The organism is Pseudoduganella sp. GW821-FHT11H04 (genome assembly GCF_058807935.1).
In genome coordinates this window covers 62,326-83,164 of record NZ_JBXARE010000021.1, presented here as the reverse complement: position 1 = coordinate 83,164, position 20,839 = coordinate 62,326, and the positions used below count along the sequence as shown (strand labels likewise).

The 20,839-nt window shown below is 56.3% G+C and carries 20 protein-coding genes; 19 read left to right on the top strand and 1 reads right to left on the bottom strand.

Going from position 1 to position 20,839, the window contains the following annotated elements:
- Window positions 1–5 precede the first annotated feature (5 nt).
- The 9 genes from AC1RTP_RS27105 to AC1RTP_RS27065 all read left to right on the top strand — a co-directional run bounded on the left by AC1RTP_RS27105 (window position 6) and on the right by AC1RTP_RS27065 (window position 8,112).
- On the top strand, window positions 6–716 hold the full coding sequence (locus AC1RTP_RS27105) for a VirB8/TrbF family protein (RefSeq protein WP_498611749.1): 711 nt from the start codon (window positions 6–8) through the stop codon (window positions 714–716).
- A 14-nt stretch (window positions 717–730) separates the two neighbouring features.
- Window positions 731–1,645: a P-type conjugative transfer protein TrbG gene (gene trbG, locus AC1RTP_RS27100; protein ID WP_498611748.1), complete on the top strand. Its 915-nt coding sequence runs from the start codon at window positions 731–733 to the stop codon at window positions 1,643–1,645.
- The gene (locus AC1RTP_RS27095; RefSeq protein WP_498611747.1) at window positions 1,646–3,199 is read left to right on the top strand and encodes a TraB/TrbI/VirB10 family type IV secretion system protein; all 1,554 of its coding nucleotides are present in this window, start codon (window positions 1,646–1,648) and stop codon (window positions 3,197–3,199) included.
- Between the two features lie 104 nt (window positions 3,200–3,303).
- Window positions 3,304–3,666, top strand: coding sequence for a ParC-related protein (locus AC1RTP_RS27090; RefSeq protein WP_498611746.1), 363 nt, complete (start codon window positions 3,304–3,306; stop codon window positions 3,664–3,666).
- A 159-nt stretch (window positions 3,667–3,825) separates the two neighbouring features.
- Window positions 3,826–4,335 carry a hypothetical protein gene (locus AC1RTP_RS27085; RefSeq protein WP_498611745.1) on the top strand — a complete coding sequence of 170 codons (510 nt, stop codon included), beginning with the start codon at window positions 3,826–3,828 and terminating at the stop codon, window positions 4,333–4,335.
- A 126-nt stretch (window positions 4,336–4,461) separates the two neighbouring features.
- Window positions 4,462–4,689: a hypothetical protein gene (locus AC1RTP_RS27080; RefSeq protein ID WP_498611744.1), complete on the top strand. Its 228-nt coding sequence runs from the start codon at window positions 4,462–4,464 to the stop codon at window positions 4,687–4,689.
- 31 nt (window positions 4,690–4,720) lie between these two features.
- Window positions 4,721–5,470 carry a ParA family protein gene (locus tag AC1RTP_RS27075; protein WP_498611743.1) on the top strand — a complete coding sequence of 250 codons (750 nt, stop codon included), beginning with the start codon at window positions 4,721–4,723 and terminating at the stop codon, window positions 5,468–5,470.
- Window positions 5,471–5,489: 19 nt separating this feature from the next.
- Window positions 5,490–6,701, top strand: coding sequence for a ParB/RepB/Spo0J family partition protein (locus tag AC1RTP_RS27070; protein ID WP_498611742.1), 1,212 nt, complete (start codon window positions 5,490–5,492; stop codon window positions 6,699–6,701).
- 115 nt (window positions 6,702–6,816) lie between these two features.
- Window positions 6,817–8,112: a helicase HerA domain-containing protein gene (locus AC1RTP_RS27065; protein ID WP_498611741.1), complete on the top strand. Its 1,296-nt coding sequence runs from the start codon at window positions 6,817–6,819 to the stop codon at window positions 8,110–8,112.
- Here the strand turns inward: AC1RTP_RS27065 and AC1RTP_RS27060 are convergent.
- On the bottom strand, window positions 8,045–8,827 hold the full coding sequence (locus tag AC1RTP_RS27060; protein WP_498611740.1) for a helix-turn-helix transcriptional regulator: 783 nt from the start codon (window positions 8,825–8,827) through the stop codon (window positions 8,045–8,047). The genes AC1RTP_RS27065 and AC1RTP_RS27060 overlap by 68 nt on opposite strands.
- 149 nt (window positions 8,828–8,976) lie before the next feature.
- Here AC1RTP_RS27060 and AC1RTP_RS27055 point away from each other — a divergent pair, with 149 nt between their 5' ends.
- The 10 genes from AC1RTP_RS27055 (at window position 8,977) to AC1RTP_RS27010 (ending at window position 20,804) form a co-directional block, all read left to right on the top strand.
- The gene (locus AC1RTP_RS27055; protein WP_498611739.1) at window positions 8,977–9,363 is read left to right on the top strand and encodes a hypothetical protein; all 387 of its coding nucleotides are present in this window, start codon (window positions 8,977–8,979) and stop codon (window positions 9,361–9,363) included.
- A 170-nt stretch (window positions 9,364–9,533) separates the two neighbouring features.
- Window positions 9,534–9,755, top strand: a complete 222-nt coding sequence (locus tag AC1RTP_RS27050; RefSeq protein WP_498611738.1) for a hypothetical protein — start codon at window positions 9,534–9,536, stop codon at window positions 9,753–9,755.
- Between the two features lie 31 nt (window positions 9,756–9,786).
- Window positions 9,787–10,323 carry a KfrB domain-containing protein gene (locus AC1RTP_RS27045; protein WP_498611737.1) on the top strand — a complete coding sequence of 179 codons (537 nt, stop codon included), beginning with the start codon at window positions 9,787–9,789 and terminating at the stop codon, window positions 10,321–10,323.
- Window positions 10,324–10,415: 92 nt separating this feature from the next.
- Entirely contained in the window at window positions 10,416–11,555 is a 1,140-nt protein-coding gene (locus tag AC1RTP_RS27040; RefSeq protein ID WP_498611736.1) for a KfrB domain-containing protein, read from the top strand.
- Window positions 11,556–11,598: 43 nt separating this feature from the next.
- Window positions 11,599–13,479 carry an LPD7 domain-containing protein gene (locus tag AC1RTP_RS27035; protein WP_498611735.1) on the top strand — a complete coding sequence of 627 codons (1,881 nt, stop codon included), beginning with the start codon at window positions 11,599–11,601 and terminating at the stop codon, window positions 13,477–13,479.
- Window positions 13,418–15,202, top strand: a complete 1,785-nt coding sequence (locus AC1RTP_RS27030) for a KfrB domain-containing protein (protein ID WP_498611734.1) — start codon at window positions 13,418–13,420, stop codon at window positions 15,200–15,202. The genes AC1RTP_RS27035 and AC1RTP_RS27030 overlap by 62 nt, the downstream gene beginning before the upstream one ends.
- A gap of 74 nt (window positions 15,203–15,276) precedes the next feature.
- Window positions 15,277–17,799, top strand: a complete 2,523-nt coding sequence (locus AC1RTP_RS27025; RefSeq protein ID WP_498611733.1) for a type IV secretory system conjugative DNA transfer family protein — start codon at window positions 15,277–15,279, stop codon at window positions 17,797–17,799.
- The gene (locus AC1RTP_RS27020) at window positions 17,799–18,422 is read left to right on the top strand and encodes a hypothetical protein (protein WP_498611732.1); all 624 of its coding nucleotides are present in this window, start codon (window positions 17,799–17,801) and stop codon (window positions 18,420–18,422) included. Before AC1RTP_RS27025 ends, AC1RTP_RS27020 begins: the two co-directional genes overlap by 1 nt.
- Before the next feature lies 1 nt (window position 18,423).
- Window positions 18,424–19,128 (top strand): lytic transglycosylase domain-containing protein, encoded by a 705-nt coding sequence (locus AC1RTP_RS27015; RefSeq protein WP_498611731.1) that lies wholly within the window; start codon window positions 18,424–18,426, stop codon window positions 19,126–19,128.
- Between the two features lie 41 nt (window positions 19,129–19,169).
- Window positions 19,170–20,804 (top strand): ADP-ribosyltransferase-containing protein, encoded by a 1,635-nt coding sequence (locus AC1RTP_RS27010; RefSeq protein WP_498611730.1) that lies wholly within the window; start codon window positions 19,170–19,172, stop codon window positions 20,802–20,804.
- Window positions 20,805–20,839: the final 35 nt, after the last annotated feature.

Below are 20,839 nucleotides of genomic sequence, written 5' to 3'. Positions count from 1 at the left end.
AATAAATGTTCAGTAGAAAAAAAGCAAGTGCGACTGGCGAGCAATCACAGACCGGCAAAAAAGTGTCGCCTTTTATTGCACCGGAGCAGACCGATTCCAACAAGGATCGCTACATGCAATTGGCTGTCGACAAGCGTAATTGGCAAGTCGCATGGCGTATTACCGCCGCGATCTTGGCTGTCTCGGTTGCGTGCAACGGGTATTACATGACGTCGAGCAAATTCGTGCCTTATATCGTGGCCGTAGACAAGCTTGGGCACGTGGTATCCGTGGGTGTCGCCGATCGCGCTAATCCAATCGACTGGAAACGCGTGGTCCATTCGGAAATGGTGGAATGGGTTGAGAATACGCGCCGTGTGGTCAGCGACCAGGCTGCGCAAAAATACTTCCTGCGCAAATCCTATGCAAGGGTGGAGGAAGGCAGCCCTGCGAAGAAATTGCTCGATAAGTTCATCCAGGACACCAAACCATTCGAAAGCGCCGCCCGTCAAACTGTAGACGCCCGTGTCAGTTACGCTTTGCCGCGCGATGGCTCCACTTATGAGATCGAGTGGACGGAAACGAAAATCGCACCGAACGGTGACAAAATCGGCGAGGAACGCTGGAAAGGTGTGTTCACGTACAAGCTGGTGTCGGCGGATTCGGAAGGTGCGATTCGTGCAAACGGCGCTGGCTTCTACATCACCGAAGTCAAATGGTCCAAAGTTATCAGCTAAGGCGAAATTAAAATATGAGCATTAAATCGATAGTAGGATTGCTCGTCTGCGCCGCGCTCAGTTCCGGCGTTCACGCGCAGGGGCAGGGGCAGAGCAAGCGATTTCTGACGTTGGAAGATGCTGCGGTGGCTCAGTCCAAGAAATGGCAGCAAACCGGCGTTGCAAAGCCAATCATGAGTGACGATGGCCGTGTCATGTATCCGTACGGGCAATACCTCCCAAAGCTCACCTGCACGCTGCTCCGGGCATGCGACATTCAGCTTGAGCCTGGCGAACTGCTGACCGACAAGCCGGTAGCAGGCGATACCGCTCGGTTCCTGATTTCGAAGAAAACATCGGGCAGTGGCGAGCGCGCAATCACGCACGTGGTGGTTAAGCCAACCGATGTCGGTATCGAAACGAACCTGATCGTTTACACGGATCGTCGCGTCTACCAGATCCAGCTGGTATCGGCGACGAATGAAAAGGATTACTTGAACGCGATCGGCTTCTACTATCCCGAGGATCTGGCTCAGGAATGGGATGAATCGGCGAAGATACGGGAAAAGGCCCAGAAGGCGCAAGAGAAGGTCGCGGCAGCGCAGGTCCCGTCTAGCTGCATGGAGGGCTTGGATTTTGCGTACTCGGTAGAAGGTGGTGCGGCCTTTAAGCCGCTGCGGGTCTACAACGCGTGCGGTAAGGTCTACATCCATATGCCCGATGTTGTTGCCACATCCGAGACACCTGTGCTCGTCAGCATAGGCAAGGACGGGCAGGCCGAATTCCTGAATTGGCGCCCAAAGTCGCCGACCGTGTACGAAGTGGACAAACTTTTCGATAAGGCCATGTTGGTGATCGGCACAGACGGAGACGAGCAGAAGGTAACGATTACCTGGACAAAAAATAAGAAGAAGAGTTGGTTCTCGTGGACGACTTCGGAGGCGAACTAAATGGCAAGCGCATTTGATTCTCCGGACACCGTCCAGCTGAAAGGCAAGCCAACAGGTATCACAAGGCTGTCGCGGAAGGCCAAGCTCGGCATGACGATGGTGGGCTTCGCGGTGGGCGGCTTCATTCTCTTCTCGATCATGAGCATGGGAAGTGATGAAGAGGTGGCCCCGGCGCACGGCGGCGTCCCTCCGGCAGGCCAAGAGGCATCGGGGGAGAAACCTCCGACGGTCCAGGCGGCGAAACCGAACTTCGACAACGTCGGCGATGGGCAAGCGGCAGTCGCAGCTGAAATCGCCGCCGCGGCAGAAAGCGGTTCTGCGTCCCCGTCGCTCGGTGCCGCAACTGCCACGCCGGTGCAACTCGCATCGGGGGGGCAGAGCGGTCAGAGCGGCCAGAATGCTGGTCCGGCGTACAGTGTGGGCTCCGGAAATGGAAAAGGCGAAGTGCCTAAGCTGGGGCCGGCAGCAATGGGGGCGGGCGCCGCCGCGTCTACGGGCAAGCCTGCAGCGCCTGGCGAAGTTCACCTGGCACGTGCCGGTGCGGCCGGCGAGGCGCAACAGTATCAATCGGCCGAAGAGCGCGAGGCGATTCGGATCAAGAAGGACATTGCTGATCGTAAGCAGGTCGCAGTGCTTTCGTCGCTCGATGCACAGGGCTCGGGGGATATGTCCGCGTCGGCGCAAAGTGGTCTGGGCGCTGGAGGAGCTGGCCTGGGCGCCAATCCGAACGCGGCGATCGCTGCGCAAGCAAAGGCGCTGCTTTCCTCAATGGGGCAAGCGGGGCAGGCGCCACAGGGCCAGGGTATGCCCGCCTTCGGTATCGGTGGTGGTCTGGCGCAACAACAGGACGACCCAAACAAGCAAGGTCGCAAGGAACAGTTTTTGAAGTCGAACGAGACGTCGGCGAAGACATATCTGAAAGATGGCATTCAGCCCGCTATGTCGCCCTACGAGATCAAGGCAGGTTGGGCTATCCCGGCCGCGCTCCAATGCGGCATTAATTCGGATCTGCCTGGCCAGACCTGCGCTCGTGTCACCGAAAATGTGTTCGATTCGGCGACAGGTCGACATTTGCTGATTCCGCAAAACAGTCGATTGGTTGGGACCTACGATAGCCAGATTGCCTACGGCCAGGAGCGTATCCTGGTGGTTTGGAACCGGCTGATTTTTCCGGACGACACGAGCATCAGCTTGGAAGGAATGCCCGGCTCGGACAAGGCCGGCAATGCCGGCTTCGACGCGGACGTGAACAATCACTACGCCAAGGTTTTCGGCAGCGCAGCCTTCATGGCGACGTTTTCAGCAGCGGTGTCATTGACGCAGAAGCAAAGCACCAGCGTCAACGGTACGTTGACGAACTCGCAGACGATCACCCAGTCCCTCGGGCAACAACTGGGGCAGACGGGAACTGCTTTCATTCAGCGCGGCATGAATGTTCAGCCGACATTGACCCGCAAACCTGGCTATCGCTTCAATGTCATGGTTACCCGAGACATTCTTTTTCCAAGTGCTTACCGTGGGCGATATGCCAAGGCGGCGGTCGTCAACGAGTGAACCCAGCGTCTTCTGATGGAAATGCTGCCTCAGGCAGCATTCTACAAAGTGATTGTCCCGATTCTAAATGTGAGCGATAATAATTTGAGTGCGTGAGGCGCGAGATGGCTATCGAAACGATTACGCACACTAATTTGGCTCAGCTGGTCGAGGCTGGAGCCATCGAAAACACGGTAGCTGTCGGAGTACATGGTGGTTGGGTGATTGTCGTTAAATATGGCAATGCCGAACGGTTGGTGGCGACACAGCGGAGGCATCCGCGCAAGTTTCGGCGGTTTGAGGGACTCGTGAATTATTTGCGGGCCCTGAATATCGACCAGTTCTCTGTCCACTCCAAGTCATTCGATCCCACTAGGCCAGTGTCCGTCAAGGCCGAGAGAGCCGCTGAGCGTTTGCGCGCAGTCCACAAGGCTGCCGCGAGCAGCCTGGCCGGTCGGAACAGCAAGCCGGACGATTCAAAAGGGTAGATGTTATTTTCGTGCAACTTCCAACGTCAGAAGTAATGGCGCGGTAGTGTGAGAATGTGTGAGAATGTAAAATTCTGCAATCACCGTTGTACGAAAGCATCATTTTCTAATATGATTGCAACATTTCAATAATTTAGAGCATTTGTTCAAGGCCAACACATGACCGCAAAGAAGGGTTCCTTGCCAAAGGGTGATTCGCGGCAGTCGACTCCTGCGAATGCCGGGGGAGCATCGACGGAGTCCGCGACAAAGTCGTCACATGGCCAACGCATCGGGCGTCCAAAGACACGCCTGGAGGATTTGAAAGCCGTTCCTACCCGCTGCCCAGCACAGATTTACACGTATTTGAAGGGGATCACACCATTTCTGTATCCCTCGTTGACGGCGATGTTCGAGGATATGATGAAACGGTTCCTGGACGAGCGTCCGTGGGAGCATGGACTGCATTGGAGGAAGCCGAAAACTGCAATGACGTTCGCCGGCGGCACAACGGGCAAGACGGGGTGGGAGCAGGTGAATATCCAGCTTCCACAAGAGCTTGCGCAATCGGTTGCAGATACGGCGGAGTCCTGCGGTGTTTCGAGTGCCGCGCTTTGCTATACGGCGATTTTCTGGTGGGTGCAGTATATTTATCCTCCAGCGAAAATGACCGCTCGTCAGACGACGTAGAGTTAGTTTGAGTGCCGCTTCGAGCGGCATTTTCACATCCAGATACTTATATAAATAATTCACAAAATTGCTTGCAAGGCGCGTGATAGCTTGATATCATGCGATCACGCTACAAAAGGAGTTGTAATGTCTGACACGAAAGCAAAGAAGCAACAAGTCCTGATTCGAGTTACCGACGAGTTGTATGAAAGCTTGTTCGAAGAATCGCTTGACGAGACGCGTCAGCGACGGACGCGGGTGTCGGTGCCGTTCCTGGTAGTCGAAACGCTGGAGTGGCTGCAACGCTGGAAAGCAGACTGCCCAGATGCCTACAACGCGGTGAAGGCCGAAATGGCAGCTAAGATCAAGAGCTGAACCGGCTAACTAAAAAGAGGATACCTGGGTAATGGGTAAATTGATCGTGGTCACAAACCAAAAGGGCGGGGTCGGTAAGACGACGGCAACAGTGCATATCGTGCACGCCGCGTCCGAGCTGATTGCCAATAATCCAGACGACGAGGTGTTGGTGGTCGACCTGTGCGGCCAAGGCAATACCTCGCAGTACCTAACGGGGAATCTGGATATTAACAAGCATCCGGGTGGCGCTGAGACGTTGTTTGACGACGCTCCGCTTGTCTACACGGATACGCTTCTGCCAAATGTGAAGCTGCTCCACGGACATCGAGCCCTTGAGGCGATGGACAAGGATGACTCGCTCTTGCCGCAGGCAGTGGCGCTGCGCACGCAGATCCGCAATCTGCCGTTCAAGTACATCATCTTCGATACCCCGCCGGCATTGGGGACCCGTATCGCGGCGCCTTTGCTGTGGTCTGACCTGGCCGTGCTCATGGCGGAGCCGCACCTCTCGTCCCTGACAGGGCTTGATGATACGTTCGACACGATCAAGGCCGTCAAACGGAAGAATCCAGGCTTGTTGGTGAAAATGGCGGTCAACCGCTTTACTAAGTCATCGAAAACGCAGAAGCATTTCCGCGAGCTGCTTCAAAAGAAGTTCGGAAAGATGATTGTTGAAGAATTCACTTCGAGAACGGCCGTAGCCGATGCTGTCCAAAACTACCTGCCGGTCTGGCGGCACTCGAAGGACAGGGCGCTTGGAACGCAATGGCGAGATTTCGCCGTCAGTGTCCTGTCTTGAATGAAACGGAGAATACCATATGAAAAATACTAGCCCAGCAGCCAAAAAAACGGCACCCAAGAGCACGCTCGATTTTCTGAACGACATGGAAGCCCCAGCCGAAGCTGGCGGTGGCAGGCTGCTTGATCTGGACGATATCGATCCTGATCCGAAGCAACCGCGCTCGTCCTTCCGTCCTGTGGACGGCCAGATTGCTCTGGAAGTGTTGGAGGCGTTGCAGGACCTCGCCGACGACATCGCAGCCAATTCGCTCATCCAGCCGATCGTGGTGAGGGAAGAGGCCAATGGGCGCTATACCATCATCGCTGGTGAGCGCCGCTGGCGCGCGTTCCGGTTGAACCGCGAGAATGGGGTTCCAGATTCCGAGAAAATTCCGGCGATCATTCGGCAAGATTTGACGCAGTCCAAGTTGCGCCTGGCGCAGCTGGCCGAGAATTTGCAGCGTAGCGACCTGAGCGATATTGAGACTGCAGTCTATATTCAAGAGCTGCTTGACGAATATCCCGACCTGCGCAAGAAGGACATTGGCCAGTTGGTCCACAAGAAGGGTTCCGGCAGTGGTAGCCAGTATGTGTCTCGCATTCTGGCCATGCTCGATCCCAAATGGGCGGACGTGGTTCAAACCGGCATTATCCCGTTTGCGTCTTTGCTGGAACAGTACCGCCCGCTTCCTGAAGCGCAGCGTGAAGAATTGAAAGAACTGGCGAAGCGCGAGAACCGGTCACTGACCTCGGGCGACATCCGGGCGGCGAAGGCGAGGGCCGAAGCCCCCGCTGCGGCGCATGCCGCGGCCCAGCCACCGGCCGGCGGCGGGGCACGAAATCCCGGTCCTGCTCCGATCGATCCGGACCTGGCGAGCCAGATCAACCAGTTCATCGCGGCAGCGGCACCGCAAGGCGAAAGCTATCAGCCCAGCGCGAGCGCAACGGCGCCAGCCCCACGTCCGAAGTCGCCGCAGATCAAGGATGTCGGTGGTGATGCTGTCATCCCTTCCGGTACCGCAGCGCTGAACCCGTCCATGTACGAGCGCCGCGAAGCACGCTTCACCCTGCAGCAGCTTGAGAAGCTGCTGGCGCGTGGAGCCCTGTCGAATAAGGTCCACCAGGTATCCATCATGTTGCCGGTGGAAGAATTGAAAGCTGCGATCACGAGTGTAGGTGGTGCGCTTCCGGAGGACGACAGTCACCTCGTAATGAAGCTGCTCGAAGTTCTCAACCAGTTGCCGCAGTAACGTATGAACGATCGGTCCGGGAAGTCGGGCCTTTCGTCACAGCACAATAATATTATTATGCCAATAAGGGCGTTGACACGAGGCTTGACGCCTCGATCCCTCAAGGGGCACTGACGTGGAAATGATTTTCGGAGTTGACGCAAAGACGAGTTTGGACGTCGAATGGTCGACGTCCAAACTTGCCAATCCTCATGTGGCAATCTTCGGCGACAGTGGGATGGGCAAGAGCACCTTGCTGAGGCGCTTTGCGAAGGCCATGGAGCAAACAGGTCATCCGCGTTTCCGGATGCATATCGCTGATGGCCACGGAGATATGGAGATCGACGGTGAGTCGGCAGTTCGATTTCACGAATCCGCAGACTTCGGTTTCAACCCCCTGGAGCTGAATCCAGATCCTGAATTTGGGGGCGTGCGCAAGCGCATTCAATCGCTGATCGCGGCGATGAACCGGACGTCGGTGAGACTGGGGCATCGGCAGGAACGTCTGCTTACCAAACTTCTTGCTGGGCTGTACGCAAGTCTAGGATTCATTGCAGATGATCCTTCGACCTGGTCGCAGGACATCCCGGCCGGCAAGCTCTATCCAACGCTGACGGATGCAATCGAATATGGTAAAGACCGCATCAAGACGATGTATCTTGGAACCAACCAGAAAGCACTCTTAGCATTTGCCGAAGTGAACCGTGCGACCAAGCAACTGCGCGCGAAAGAGTCTGCTTTGACGAAATCCGACGATGTTAATGCCATTGCACGCCTGGAACGTGAAGTGGACAGCCTTCGGGAAAAGGCGATCGACACCTATCGCGAGGCGGTAAGCTACGTGCATTCTGGCGAGGAGCTGGATGACCTGCTGGAATTCGACGGACAGCAAGAGACGATGAAATCCGTTGTCGACCGGTTGGAGAATCTCTACGCAATCGGAATTTACAAGAGCACGCCTCCGCCTCTCGATCCGCGTTGCCGCATCTGGCGCTACATCATTACTTCCCTTAGCCAGGAAGAAAAGAAGCTGTTTGTAATCACCCGTTTGGAAGCAATATTCACTCGTGCCGTCCAGCGCGGTCTGGTGGACGAAGTGTTGGATGTGGTCGTGCTCGATGAGGCGCACAACTATCAGGACAAAGACGAGGACTACATCGTCAACAAGATGGTACGGGAAGGACGGAAATTCGGCATCGCAATGGTCTTCGCGTCGCAGTCGCCTACCGATTTCGCCGATGTGCTCATCTCTAATCTCGGCACGAAAGTAACGTTGGGCCTCGATACGAACTATTGGCCTATGGCGCTCCGAAAGCTGGGCCTGACTGAGGCAGCGCAGAAATTCATCATCCCGAGAAAACGTGTCATCGTGCAGATGAAGTTGGCTGGACAGGCGCAAGTTGGGGCATACCATGTGATTCTCCGGCCGTAGGAGAACCAGGAGCTTTTGTGAGCATGCCCATGCGATACGCAAGGAACGCGGTCGCGAAGATGCCTTTGGTTTCAAAACGCTCTTGAAGCTTGCGTTGGTGGTTTTCGATGGCGGACTTGCCAATCGTCAAAATGTCGGAGATCTCACCAGCAGTCTTCCCGTCAAGCACCCAGAGCATGATTTTGATTTCCGTCGGTGTCAGCGACAGTCCCGACTGGGGCAGATGTTTGGGCAGCAGTATGCGGGTCATTGACGCGCTCGTTAGACTGATGAGAGTGTTTGTGCGCTCGGTATCCGGATCGTGTGATTTGCGGGGGGCCAGCGCGAAGTAGGAGGTGCAACCTGCTGGAGCTGCGAAACGCGCGATCAAGTGCTCGGCGATCTTATTCGCCGCGGCTTCGCGATAGAAATCATCGCGAGTCCAAAAGGCGCTGTCGCCTTCGTGGACCGGCGCTGTGCGTTTGCCATATGCCACTCTCGCGCCGTGATGTTTGGGGTGTCGTTCAATGAATTTGTCGTGCCAATCTGGCGCGTAATTAGCGAAAAAAACAAAGGCAGGCGCCGCGACGGATGTTGGAATTTCTAGACCGTACGAGACCTTTTCGAAACCAAGAATGCCAGAGAGCAGAACAAATTTGAGGAACACATCATTCTCATGAGGCATGGCAAGCTCGCTGGCACAGTCGCTTTGCCAGTCGCTCAAATCTTCACTCATTCCGTTAGCTTCCATGTGGTAATGATACACACATATCACAGTCGCTAACATACTTGCAGTATTTCGTCTAGCCGAGAAACTGTGTTGAAGGAAAAGTAAAGATTTAGTACATTACCGTATTGCAACAATCTTACCTATATGCAACTAACATGAACACGGTTTCAATAAATACTAAAGTGGAGTTGTCCAGGCTTCTGGCCTTGGATATTTTGAATGTGGCACTAAGGGGCGGTTGTGAATCGTGGGCCACGGTCACTGGCGAGGCGCAAAGCCTCACTGACGCTCCCCTGTACGAAAGTGCGCATTTCATGCACCGAGAGCGACCTGAGTTCGGCGCTACGGTGTCTACCGCTGAAGTTGGCGCCGGCATCGATGCGCTGTTAGGCAAGCCAGAAACGCCCCAGTGGTTGCGCATGCGCCTGCTGCGGGCCGTGATCAATAACGATATCACGGAGATAAATCCGGCAGTGGCGAGCGCCGTTGTGCTTGCCTATGTTCGTCCGGATATTGATGCAGGGAAGCAACAGCGGTTCTGACGTAAGAAAAGTAAATAGTAAATTCTTCCGAAAACTCTTTACAACTCTTTACTGTCATGTGATTATAGTTCTCAGGGGAAAACTGAGAAGTCCAACTTCAGGAGTAGTCAGGTATGTTGAACGAAATGCGCGCGGTAGAAGGTCATGTTTTTGCGGGTGAGGCGGCGTACGTGCCCCCCAATTCGGCTGTGGTAGCACCGGGCGTGCTTGCTGAAGTGTTTCAAGACGGCGTACTTCCATTCACCACGAATGCAGACGGTTCGGTGGATACTTCGGTGTACATGGCCTGGTTGAACGAGACCTGGGCGGCCGGCATGGCTCAGTTCGAAGACCAGTCGGATGAGCAGCTGCCCGCAGGCGAGGCGAACGGCAAGCAGCGCGCCGCAGCGTGAATCGTTCTTTCTGTAAAGCCATGGTCTTCCGATGAATGAACAGCAGTTTTTGGAAATCGCTCAGCAAACCCGGTTGAGCGCGGTGAACCGCGAAGCGGCGCGTCTGCATTTCGTTGAAGGTGTCGCAAAGGGCGACGCGGCGGCAGAAGTCGGTATCTCGAAACAGCGCATGAGCCAGATCGTCAAGGTCATTGAGTCCGCCCAGGAGCGGGGTGCCGAAGTTGAAAAGCTTGGATCGACCGCGCGAAGCCAAGAGGCCACGGGCCTTAACTATGTGCTCGCAGTTAATGCAAGTTATGCGGTCGCCGTGAAGTCTGCACGGGATCAGTTCGGCGACGACGCCAACATTCAAACCCCAGCAGCGAACGGTGCGAGCTTAGGTGATGTGATCGGCCGTACAGATTTTCATCTGGTACAGTCGAACGGGCGCGGTGCAGTCACAATTCACGAGCTTGCCAAACTGGACCGAGTGCCAGCGCTGGGCAAGACGGTCTTGATCGAGTATGCCGCAGGCAGAGGGGTCGTTTCGGAACGCGGACGTGAGGTCAACAGGGGCCTTGCTCGTTAAGTGAGCAACTGCGCAAGCGACCTTTGGTCGCAACTGCTCGGTTGCTTTTTCTTTTTTGGTGAGTAATACAATTAAATTAGATTGGAGCTTATATGATTTCCGATGCACCAAGCGAAAAAGCAGCGGCTGGGCGCAGGGGTAAGGGAGGCAGTAAGTCTGACCCTCTCTCGCAATTACAGAAGAATACCCCGCTCGATGGCAACATCGACGGCGTAGACGTGGCTTTTGACGGGCAGAGCAAATACTCCGTTCGTTTTGCGTTCAATCCTGTACTGGTGAATGAGATCCGCAAAATCGCCGGCGCCGAATTCAATGATGCTGAGGCCGCCTGGCATGTGCCGTTGTCGCAGTATGAGCCGCTGCGCGCGGCGTTGGTGAGCATGCGCAGCGAGTTTGTGCAGACCGAGCAGTCCAAAGCTGGCATTGAAGCGCTGGCCATAAAAGCGGCCAGTGCGCGTCAACAGGCGAATGGACAGCCAGGTGTGCAACCGCGGCTGTCGTACTGGCAGCAAAATAACGAGTCGACGCGCGGCGAGATTGTTAGCCTCAATGACCGTTTCGCAGCTCAGCTAACCGGCTTCGGCGCGAAGGATGGCGCTGCTTTCATCACACTGCATCGTCTTTCCTCGCTGTCGGAACAGGTCTTCAAGGGAGACGTCGTCGCGATCAAATACGACGGTAAGGGGCACGGTGCGGTGACGCATCCCAAAAGCGCAGAACAGAAACTGGACGACTCGCTCGGGCGCTCCGTCGATGGCGTGAAGGTTACTCGCGACGGAGAGACCTACAAAATCGAGTTTGAATACCTGCCTGCACTCTCGGAGCGGATTGCACGTATTGACGGCGCCGCGTTTGACCGCGACCAAAAGGTGTGGTCCGTCGATGCGGGGCTGAAGGAGTTTGTCGCGCGCGCAGTGAGCGACATGCGCAAAGAAGTTATTGCCGATCGCGCCGACCGCGCCCAGCTCGAAACCATTGCCTCAGAAAAGATCGACAACCCGGTCGTGAAGGACGCATACGTCGCTGACGGCAAAAGCTACACGGGTGCCGTGCTGGCGATGAACGACCGCTATGTCCTGCAGCACACCGGCCAGCAATACGCCGCACTGCACCGTCGGCCAAACCTATCGGCACAGCCGCAAGAATCGCATAGCGTGCGGATCGCCTACAAGGATGGGCGTGGCGCAGTATCGGACAAATCGAAAGACCGGGCGGAAGGCATTTCGCGTTAATCCTCGGCGGGCATTGTCCGCCGTTTCAAATTTAGAGGAAATTATGGGTGCAAGAGAAGATTTTGAGCAGGCAGTTCGTCGCGGCGACTTCGTGGGCGCCGCCGCCGTGTGGACCAAGGGGGATCTCGAAGCTAGTCCAAGTCTCGATGCTTTCCAAACGAAGTTGCGGGCCTCGCTGGAAGACCGCGAAGTGACGATCGGGCGCACACTTGTTGCAGCTGGCGGCGATTACGAGTATCTCGGCGACGCCGGGCAAAATGGCGCTCGTCTCGCCTTCGTGCCAAGCTCCGGATCGCTGGACCAGATCGAATACATCGCAGACGTGGGCGCGCTGCAGGCGCACTTTGGGCGCTTGAACACGTCGCCTACGGATAAGGAGGCGGTGGCAGCGTTTTTCGCCATGAGCGAGCGCGCGAGTGAGCGCGGACGCCAGGCAGTGAAAGGACAGGATCTGCCTACGGCTGAACAACCGGAGGCGCCAGCTGTTGCTGATGTGCCCGCCATGGCCCCGGTCGATGCACTGCGCCATCTGCTGGCCGGCCACGGCGACAGCCCAGAAATGATCGCAGCCGCTGTGTCGCACGTTGCGAAGGACTTCGTGAACGACCGCGTATATGTTGGCGTGCTTCGTGATTTCGGCCCTGCACCATACCTCCACGAGAAGGACAATACGCAAAGCTATTTCGTCACTTTCCAAGCTCCTAATGGCAAGGAAGAGACCGTTTGGGGAAAAGACCTGGCCAGTGCAGTGCAGGCAGAGGGCTTGCAACCAGGTGGCGAATTCGTGCTCGCGTTCCAGGGTAGCAAACCTGTTACCGTGAAGGTGAAAGTGCGTGATGCCGAGGGAAAGCCGACCGGTGAGGAGATCGATGCGCCTGCCGTCCGCAATGAATGGCTCGCGATCTCGGTGGCGCGACTGCGCGCAGAGGTGGCGGAACTCAGTCCAGCTGAGCTGGATCAGGCGGCGCCGGCGTCGGACACTATTGAGCAGGCAGAGCGGCAGTCGCTCGACGCTATCGCCGAACCGCTGTCTCCAGAAGCGCTTGCGCCTGTCGCAGCGCAAGTCGACGCGATCGAAGGCGTCGCAAAGCGCGCTCCGGCGGTCGAAGCTGAACAGCAGGTTGAAGATGCGATTCAGGGTGTCCCTCGCGCAAAACGTATGGTCGATGGCGATCGGCATGCATCCGAAGATGCAATCGTGCGCGTAGTCAAAGATGGCGAAAAAGGTAAGGATGCCGACGGCAAGAAACCTCTTGCTACGCTGCTAAACGGGCGCTTCATCTTGCGCGAAAATGGCGAGTATTTCCGCATCACTGAAGGGGTCGAGAGCAAACGTGTCGCCCTGGTCGATGAAGAGACCAAAATCCGCTTTGTCGACAAGCAAATGGATACCTTTCAGGCGGCGATCGAGCTGGCCAAGCACAAGGACTGGGAGGCGATTCTTGTCACCGGCTCGGAAAAATTCCGAGCGGAGGCTTGGCATCACGCGCGCATGGCTGGTCTGGAAGTTATCGGATACGAGCCAACGGAAAAGGATCTCGCATCGCTGAAGGCGGCACAAGACAACGAAGTGAAGCCGAAAGCCGGGCAGCAAATTGGTGCGACACCGGCCGCGAGCAGCGTCGAGGTGGCGCACGCCAAATCCCTCGCCGAGATCAACAAGCTCGTACTTGAAGCAGGGTTCGGCGCTCGCCCAGCTGCGCTGGACAATAGCAAGAATGATGGGAAGATCATTTTTGAAACGGACAAACACTTCGCGCAGGATACCGGACGGAAGGTGGCAACCATCCATGACAAAGCCAATTTCGACAGGTCGGCATTGCGGGATAACATCGAGCTGGGTGTATCGATGAAAATTCAATATGAAAGCGGTCGTGCCACCATCGAGAGCAAGAAGGACCGCTCGCAATCCCGTGGCCGATAGCATCAAGGCAAAAGAAGGCGTGCAAACGATGAGCGAATTTGACGGCAGCGTCCGAGCAGGTGCGGGGGAAATTCCAACGTCAGAAACCAAATCGCAGGCGGCGGCCGCTTCGCCGGCCAACGGCGGTGCAGCGCAAACCTACATTTTTGTCCCATACAAGGACCGGGACGAGGCCTACGCGCTGGGTGCCAGGCGGGACAAGGTTAAAAAAATGTGGTACGTCCCAGCGGGCGCTGATATCGCCCCATTTGCCCGTTGGGTGGACGAACCTCGCCCGCCTTCGGACCATGAAATCCATAGCCAATTCGGCGATTTTTGCGAGGCTTATGGGCTGGTCTTAGACGGGGCACCGATCATGGACGGAGAGTGGCACACAGTTCCCGTGTCCACCAGTAAAAGCACCAAGGCCAAAAAGGGGGCATACCGGGCTGAGAATGTGAATGGGGTGGCCAACGGCTACGTGAAGAATCACGACACCGGCGAGGGGCATCCCTGGTTTCTGGAAGGGGTGGTTGTTTCCGAAAAAGATCGTGAGGCCAATCGCCTTATCGCCGAGGAAAACCGCCGGCAGCGCGAAGCCGCCCTCGCTGCCGACCGGCGCGCCGTATCGCGTCTGTGCACCCAGAAGTGGGACTCGTTTTCTGACGTGGGGGAGCACCAGTATTTGAAGAACAAGCAGGTCGAAGCTTTCGGTCTGCGACAAGACGGCGATAAACTGGTGACGGCTATCTGCGACCCTGACGGAACGATTTGGAGTCTGCAATACATTGACCCGCGGGGCGGCAAGCTCTACGAAGCTGGCGGGCAGAAGACCGGCAATTTCCACGTCCTGGGCGACCTGAGCGTGGGCAAGACGGTTCTGTTTGGCGAAGGGTACTCGACGTGCGCCAGTCTTCACATGGCAACGCGTCTTCCTGTCGTCGAAGTGTTCGATGGCGGGAACATCGAATCCGCTATGGCCGCGCTCGCGGATAAACTCGCAGGCAAGGAGCGAATCATCTGTGGTGATGACGACGTGCTCACCAGAGGACGGATCGTGAAGACGCTTAATAAGCAAATAAATTCCGACTTTGCGAAACCGAAGCTGCTACTGCCGTCTATCGAGGAGGGGGAAGTCAGTGTCGATGGGGTTGCCCGAAAGCTCAAAGCGAACCCGGACTGCACCATTCAACTCGGCTATCAATTGAGCCCTGAGGGGGTGCAGCGGGTAGTTGGAGAAATCAGAAACGAGAAGACGGGACAGCGAGTGGCAGTCAAGATCGTCAATATTGGGCGAGAAAAGGCGCTTGGCGCCGCCGCTGTTCATGGAGCCAAGACGGTTTTCCCGCAGTTCGATTCGTTGGAGGGTGGGCCGACCGACTTCAATGACCTGCATGTGCGTGAGGGCATGGCCGCTGTACGGAAGCAGATCGGGCGGGCAATGCTGGCTCGGACAAATGCGCCAGTTGCCGAGCGTAGTCCCGACGAGGTGGCCCGTTCAACATTGGGCGCTGGCGCCGTGGTGAAGCAGGCAGAAATGAACAGGCGCTACGTGGGCCAGGTCGTAGGGAACACCTCGACACAGGCCGTACAGGATGTCGGCCGGCAGACGGCAGTAACCCACGACCTGGAGCGACTCAGCAAAGTCCCGCGCGTCGGCGAGCCCACACGCATCTCTTATGAAAACGGTATTGGACAAGTCATGTCCGGAGGGGCGCGCGCGAATGGAGGTATTGTCCGGTAGCAATTCGCGTAGCGAGGGGGCGATTTATAATGTATCATTCTGATATATATAAATAACTCTCAGCTGGAGCATAAATGCGTACAGGGCAGCGCAACCGATCGGTCCATTTCAGCGGGACCATCTTCGTCGTTTTCTTCATTTGTCTCGGCATATCGTCGTGGATCGCGACGCAGTATTTCGCGCACGCGGTCCAATATCAAGATGGGCTGGGGGAGCCGGTGTGGCGGATCGGCTCCCGCATGAAGATTTATCAGCCCTTTGCCTGGGCAGAGTGGGCAGCGGAATGGACAAATTCAACCGGCGTGCTCGCCGGCTACGTGTCGCGCATGCTGATCATTGTCTGTGCAGGTGGTGTCGTCAGTCTGTTGTTCGGGTTCTACCTCTACTATCGCCGTAGTCTGAAGACGGAAACGCCAGAGAGCCTCCACGGATCGGCGCGCTGGGCAACCGTGTCCGATATCGAGAAAATGGGACTGATCTCGTACGAACGCGTTACCGGACCTTGGTGGAACAAGAAGCGTACAAAGTGGCAGGCCAGCGGGCCCTACGTGGGTGCGTTTGACGTGAACGGTATCCGCCAGGTAATGCGCTACAGCGATCCCGCTCACTTGCTCTGCTATGCCCCATCTCGAAGCGGCAAGGGCGTCGGCCCTGTCCTGACCACGCTGCTTTCAAATCCCAACAGCATTTTTAACAACGACATCAAAGGCGAAAATTATGCGCTTTCAAGTGGGTTCCGGCATTCAGCTGGCTCCTTGGTGGTGCGTTTCGACCCCACGACCGTCGAGCAAAAAAGCATTGACGGTCAGGCACGCTACAACGATGCGGCGTACTGGAACGCGCTGGACGAGATCCGGATCTTCACGGAATACGACGTCATGGACGCCCAGAACCTGTCCGCAGTAATCGCCGATCCGAAAGGCGAGGGCATGGACGACCACTGGGTAAGCACTTCTTACGAACTGCTTGTGGGCGTGACGTTACACGTCAAGTACGCCGAACGCGACAAAACGCTGACCGGTGTCTCAACCTATCTGGCCGACCCGACATTTACCGATCCGGAGCAGATGTTCAATCGGATGATGGAGGCGGAACACGATCCCACCCTGAGCATGGGTTGGACGGACTCGTTGGGCAAGCCAACCAAGACCCATCCCGCCGTGGCGATTGCAGCTCGCTCGATGCTCAATAAGGAGGAAAAGGAGCGCAATAGCGTCCTTTCCACGGCCAAAACGAAACTCGGTCTGTACACCGAACCTATTGTCGCGCGCAATACCTCCCGTTCGGATTTTTGCCTGAACGATTTGATGAATCACGACAAGCCGGTGAGTTTTTACATGGTCGTTCCGCCCTCGGATAAAGAGCGATTGAGGCCTCTTATCCGACTGCTTATCTCATTCGCGTTGCTGCGCTTCACGTCCGACATGGAATTCGAGGACGGCAAGAGTGTCAAAAATTATCGCCATCGCCTGCTGATGATGCTGGACGAGCTGGCCTCCTTGAAGAAACTTGAGCCGCTAACGGATAACCTGGGTTACCTGGCCGGTTACGGCATTACGGTATTCATGTTCGTTCAGGATCGACTACAGATCAAGGATATCTACGGAGACAAGGAAACCCTGACGGCAGGGTGTCAATTGCAGATCGCATTCGCACCAAATACGATCGAAGGGGCGGAAGACATTGCGAAGAAAACCGGGCGAACGACAGAAACCCGGCAAAACGTTTCATACAGCGGCACCCGCATGGGGGCAATGCTGGGTCAAATGAGCATTTCGGAAGAGCTGCACGAACGCAATTTGATGACCGATGATGAAGTGGGCCGTCTCGATCGCGACAAGATGATTGTGTTTAACACCGGTCACCCGCCAATCCTCGGATACAAGCTCAAATACTATCAAATGCCGATTTTCCAGCAACGGGCTGAAATTCCGAGCCCGAGCAAGGTCACCATGACCTACATTGGCGAAGACAAGAAACTGATCAGCAAGTGGTTCATGATTTCGTGCAAACGGCGCGCTGGTAGTAACGAGTTTGACCTGGTGATCAATACCTATTCTGACTTCCCCGCAGTCAAGCTCATTCTGAAACAGGAACACGTCGACCGGGAAGTGGTGCAGGAATTTGAATATTTGCTGTGTGGCGCCGATGGCGCTGAAATATCGCGGCCGTTAAGTCTGGACGACCTGAACTTCACTGCGAAACCAGTTGGCGAAACTGCCGAATTCGATCCGCTTGAGGCGTTCGAAATGCACTTTATCGTGCGCGATCCCTCCCCGTATAAGTTTCCGTCGCAGACAGGGTTCTATAAGGACATTTCTGTTCATGAGCGGAAGGCGCGCCGCGCCGTGCGCAACCACTTCCACAAGCTGGAGGAGGACGAAGGCAAGCCGACTGAACCAACGATCGAGCGCGTCAAGGCCGATTGCCGATACAGCGGCCAGGTGTTTCTGGTCACGGAACACTACGTCGCGATCCATCGGGTCAATGATCGCGAACAGGTTTCATTGCATCGTCTTTCCAAACTGGATCGCTGCCCCAAAGCCGGGGAGGTCGTCACCATTCGCTACGCGGGCAAGAAGGGCTCGGTAGTCTAATGGTGACGACCGACGAGACGGTCGACAAAGCGGCCTCGCCCATCCATGTCAATATCTTTGGAGGGGCGAATAAAACGAGAATGTCGCGCGGCGCCGCGCTACATTTGTATCGGCTCCTGCAGCGCTATTCGTGGTGCCTGGCGGTGAATGATTACGTGCGCCGCTGGATGCAATTTTGGCCGTCAATTTCGTCGGCCGAGCGAGTTCTAATTGTTCGCACCGTGAAGGCGAATTGCGGTGGCCAGTTTGGGCGTCGGATGCTCATCGAAAACATGCCGGCTGACTTCGAACATTTCGAGTTTGACGCCACGCCGGTCCCCATCCCTGCCGACGTGGAGCGAGAATATGCAGCTCTCTTGTCCTCGTACTTCGACGCGTACGCCGGCGCCGCAAGTGCGCGCGATTGGGTGCGCGCCAGGTGCAGAAAGGAATTTGCCTTCTTGTCCGCCGTGGGTGCGCTGGAGCGGGTCTTCGGTACTGGCGCCTGGGTATGTCCGGAACGCGCAAGGGTCCAATGCCAAGCCGCATACATGGAAAATGGGTGGGACAACGCCTCAGCCCTCAGCAATGCGACGGCGATCTCAAAATGCCTCTTTTGGTTCTATGAGTCCTGGGAGGCCTAGCATGAATCTGCATGCCGCCTCCTTGCTCTTCGCCGCGGCCTTGCCCCTCTGCTTTTGTGCACAGGGCGCTGAAATGGATGCTACTGAGCTTATGAGCCGATGCGCCCCCAAAGTGAACTATGAGACTTTGGGGGCGATCGTGCGGGCGGAGTCGAGTGGGCGGATGTTTGTACTTTCAGACGACGGACCGAGAGGCCTTCCATGGAGTAAAAGAAAATTCATGATTCGCAGCATCTACCCCGCCAATGCAAAGGAGGCTGCCTCGATTGCGGCATCTTTGATCGATAAAGGGCATCTGGTCGGCATCGGGCTCACGCAAGTAAACAGCCAGCATCTTGCTCGCCTCAATGTAACTGTCGAAGAACTACTGGACCCATGCAAGAACCTTGCTGTGGGCAGCCAGATCCTCAGCGATCTTTTCGAAAAAGCGAAAGCGTCTGGCCGATACGCTAATGAGCAGCAATCGCTGGGCGCTGCAGTTTCGGCGTACAACACCGGAAACTTCCAAGACGGCTTCGAAAATGGCTACGTCAGGAAGGTGTTGAACAACATTGTGGCAGGAGTCCCGAAACTTACCTCGGTCGCCCCGCCCACGCGCAATGCCCGCAACCTCCCCGCAAATTTGACGCAGACCGGGCAGCCCTTGCGCGCGCGGTCCGCGAAAGACGAGGCACGGTATGCCGGCCTGGATGTCGAATTGAAGTAGTGTCCGGTCCTGTCAATCCCCCCTTACTGGAGAACACAAAAATGCAAGAAGTTGCTGAACAAATTTGGTCGATCACAGTCGATCTTGGAGGGCATCGCGTACCCTGGTGCTTCAACTTGGAAACAGAGGCGGAAAAGGCACGTGGCATTGCGGGTGAACTGGGTATTAAGATCCTTGACGCTGGCGTTGTGCGCGATCCTGTTGCCGGCGCAGTCGTTATTGAAGCCGAAGAATTTCGGTCAGGTATATTGTCTGCGCTGACCAAAGGGACAGCGGCAATGCGGGCGCAGCATGCGGACACGCTCGATGCGCTTTTTCAGGTTCGTATCATCGATGTGCGAAACGCTTTGCGCGAGCTTGGATGGGACGGAGAGCAATACGCGACCCTCACAAAGGGCGGCGCGGATGCGGTATTTAAGTTTGAGCACGGCGCGCACCGAAACGTGATTGGACTGTCCGTGAACGACATCGCAGACGACCTGGTGCTGCCTGCCTCGAAATTCGCCGAATTGATTGACCGCGGGGCAGGGCAACATTTGTCGGAAAACCGCCGCGTCGACGTCACCTTGATGACCGAAGATGACTGCGAGGGAAAATTTAGCGTACAACTCGGGCCCACCGGCATCATTCGTCATAGTTCTATCGAGTGGACGCCAAGCGAACCTGACGCCCAGACGCGCGCGGTGATGCTGAGCCGGCGGCGATACGGGCGAACTGATGGAAAGTACACCTTACCTGGCGATTTGTGGCGTGACATTGAAGACCGCGAGCAGAGTAGTGATCTGTGGCGTGACTTGCTGTCCGGAATGCCAATGCAGGACGCGGTCGATCTCGCCCAAACTCGTATCGATCTGTCTGAATCCGCACAAGCTGGGCTTTTTGTCGGCGCCGACGGCACCCCCCATCTGACGGGGGCTCAAACGGAAGCCTTTAAGTCGCTACTGGGAAATTCCAAGGTGGTGGACGAGGCCGGCGGCCCGCTCGTGCTGTTCCATGGAACCAATGCGCAGTTCGATGAATTCGAGCGAAACGGCGGATGGTACGGCGAAGGCATCTACTTCACTGACGATCGAGATATCGCGATCGAGTATGCCGCCGGCGCCGGCACCATCGTTGCTGCATTCCTCAAACTCGAAAACCCTTATCTGTTTACCGAGTCAGACCAGGAGTCGGCGTCTAACGTTCAGTTGATGCGCGCTCTTGGTTTTAGTGCAGAGGAAGTCAACCTGGCCCTCAAGAACGACGCAACGGCTTCCAAATTGATTCGTATTGCTCTGAGTGAGGCAGGATTCGATGGGCTAATTGTGAGGACGATCGCAGATGGAAATGAATTCGTAGCGTTCGAGCCGCACCAGGTCCTGCGAATTGCCGCGCTGCCGCTAGAAGCGCAGTTGTCGGGCGCTGATGCGGCCGTTCAGCTCGCGACGACCAAAGGATTCGATGTGGTTCGTTTGGCAGATCCGCATAGCGGGCTCAGCTATGCCGGCGAGGCCGTTGCGGAAACTTCGACTCACTGGATACAGAATGCGGGGCGGTCAACGGCGGTCATTCATGAACGGTCGCGTTTCTCTGAGCGAGCGCCCGTTGGCACGCGCGTCAACGTTCAGTACAAGGATGGTATGGGCCAAACTGTCGAGAGGCCCCGTGGGGCGTGCTCCTCAGAGCAGCAGCGATGAAGGTAAGGACTTTGCGCCGATGAAAAGGTTAGTTC

Bases quoted from the DNA above. Each gene is read 5' to 3' on its own strand.
- AC1RTP_RS27010 (WP_498611730.1), top strand. From the start codon at position 19,170: ATGCAAGAAGTTGCTGAACAAATTTGGTCGATCACAGTCGATCTTGGA.
- AC1RTP_RS27075 (WP_498611743.1), top strand. From the start codon at position 4,721: ATGGGTAAATTGATCGTGGTCACAAACCAAAAGGGCGGGGTCGGTAAG.
- AC1RTP_RS27060 (WP_498611740.1), bottom strand. From the start codon at position 8,827: ATGAGTGAAGATTTGAGCGACTGGCAAAGCGACTGTGCCAGCGAGCTT.
- AC1RTP_RS27025 (WP_498611733.1), top strand. From the start codon at position 15,277: ATGCGTACAGGGCAGCGCAACCGATCGGTCCATTTCAGCGGGACCATC.
- AC1RTP_RS27015 (WP_498611731.1), top strand. From the start codon at position 18,424: ATGAATCTGCATGCCGCCTCCTTGCTCTTCGCCGCGGCCTTGCCCCTC.
- AC1RTP_RS27045 (WP_498611737.1), top strand. From the start codon at position 9,787: ATGAATGAACAGCAGTTTTTGGAAATCGCTCAGCAAACCCGGTTGAGC.
- AC1RTP_RS27070 (WP_498611742.1), top strand. From the start codon at position 5,490: ATGAAAAATACTAGCCCAGCAGCCAAAAAAACGGCACCCAAGAGCACG.
- AC1RTP_RS27040 (WP_498611736.1), top strand. From the start codon at position 10,416: ATGATTTCCGATGCACCAAGCGAAAAAGCAGCGGCTGGGCGCAGGGGT.
- AC1RTP_RS27035 (WP_498611735.1), top strand. From the start codon at position 11,599: ATGGGTGCAAGAGAAGATTTTGAGCAGGCAGTTCGTCGCGGCGACTTC.
- AC1RTP_RS27085 (WP_498611745.1), top strand. From the start codon at position 3,826: ATGACCGCAAAGAAGGGTTCCTTGCCAAAGGGTGATTCGCGGCAGTCG.
- AC1RTP_RS27080 (WP_498611744.1), top strand. From the start codon at position 4,462: ATGTCTGACACGAAAGCAAAGAAGCAACAAGTCCTGATTCGAGTTACC.
- AC1RTP_RS27030 (WP_498611734.1), top strand. From the start codon at position 13,418: ATGAAAGCGGTCGTGCCACCATCGAGAGCAAGAAGGACCGCTCGCAAT.
- AC1RTP_RS27105 (WP_498611749.1), top strand. From the start codon at position 6: ATGTTCAGTAGAAAAAAAGCAAGTGCGACTGGCGAGCAATCACAGACC.
- trbG (WP_498611748.1), top strand. From the start codon at position 731: ATGAGCATTAAATCGATAGTAGGATTGCTCGTCTGCGCCGCGCTCAGT.
- AC1RTP_RS27055 (WP_498611739.1), top strand. From the start codon at position 8,977: ATGAACACGGTTTCAATAAATACTAAAGTGGAGTTGTCCAGGCTTCTG.
- AC1RTP_RS27090 (WP_498611746.1), top strand. From the start codon at position 3,304: ATGGCTATCGAAACGATTACGCACACTAATTTGGCTCAGCTGGTCGAG.
- AC1RTP_RS27020 (WP_498611732.1), top strand. From the start codon at position 17,799: ATGGTGACGACCGACGAGACGGTCGACAAAGCGGCCTCGCCCATCCAT.
- AC1RTP_RS27095 (WP_498611747.1), top strand. From the start codon at position 1,646: ATGGCAAGCGCATTTGATTCTCCGGACACCGTCCAGCTGAAAGGCAAG.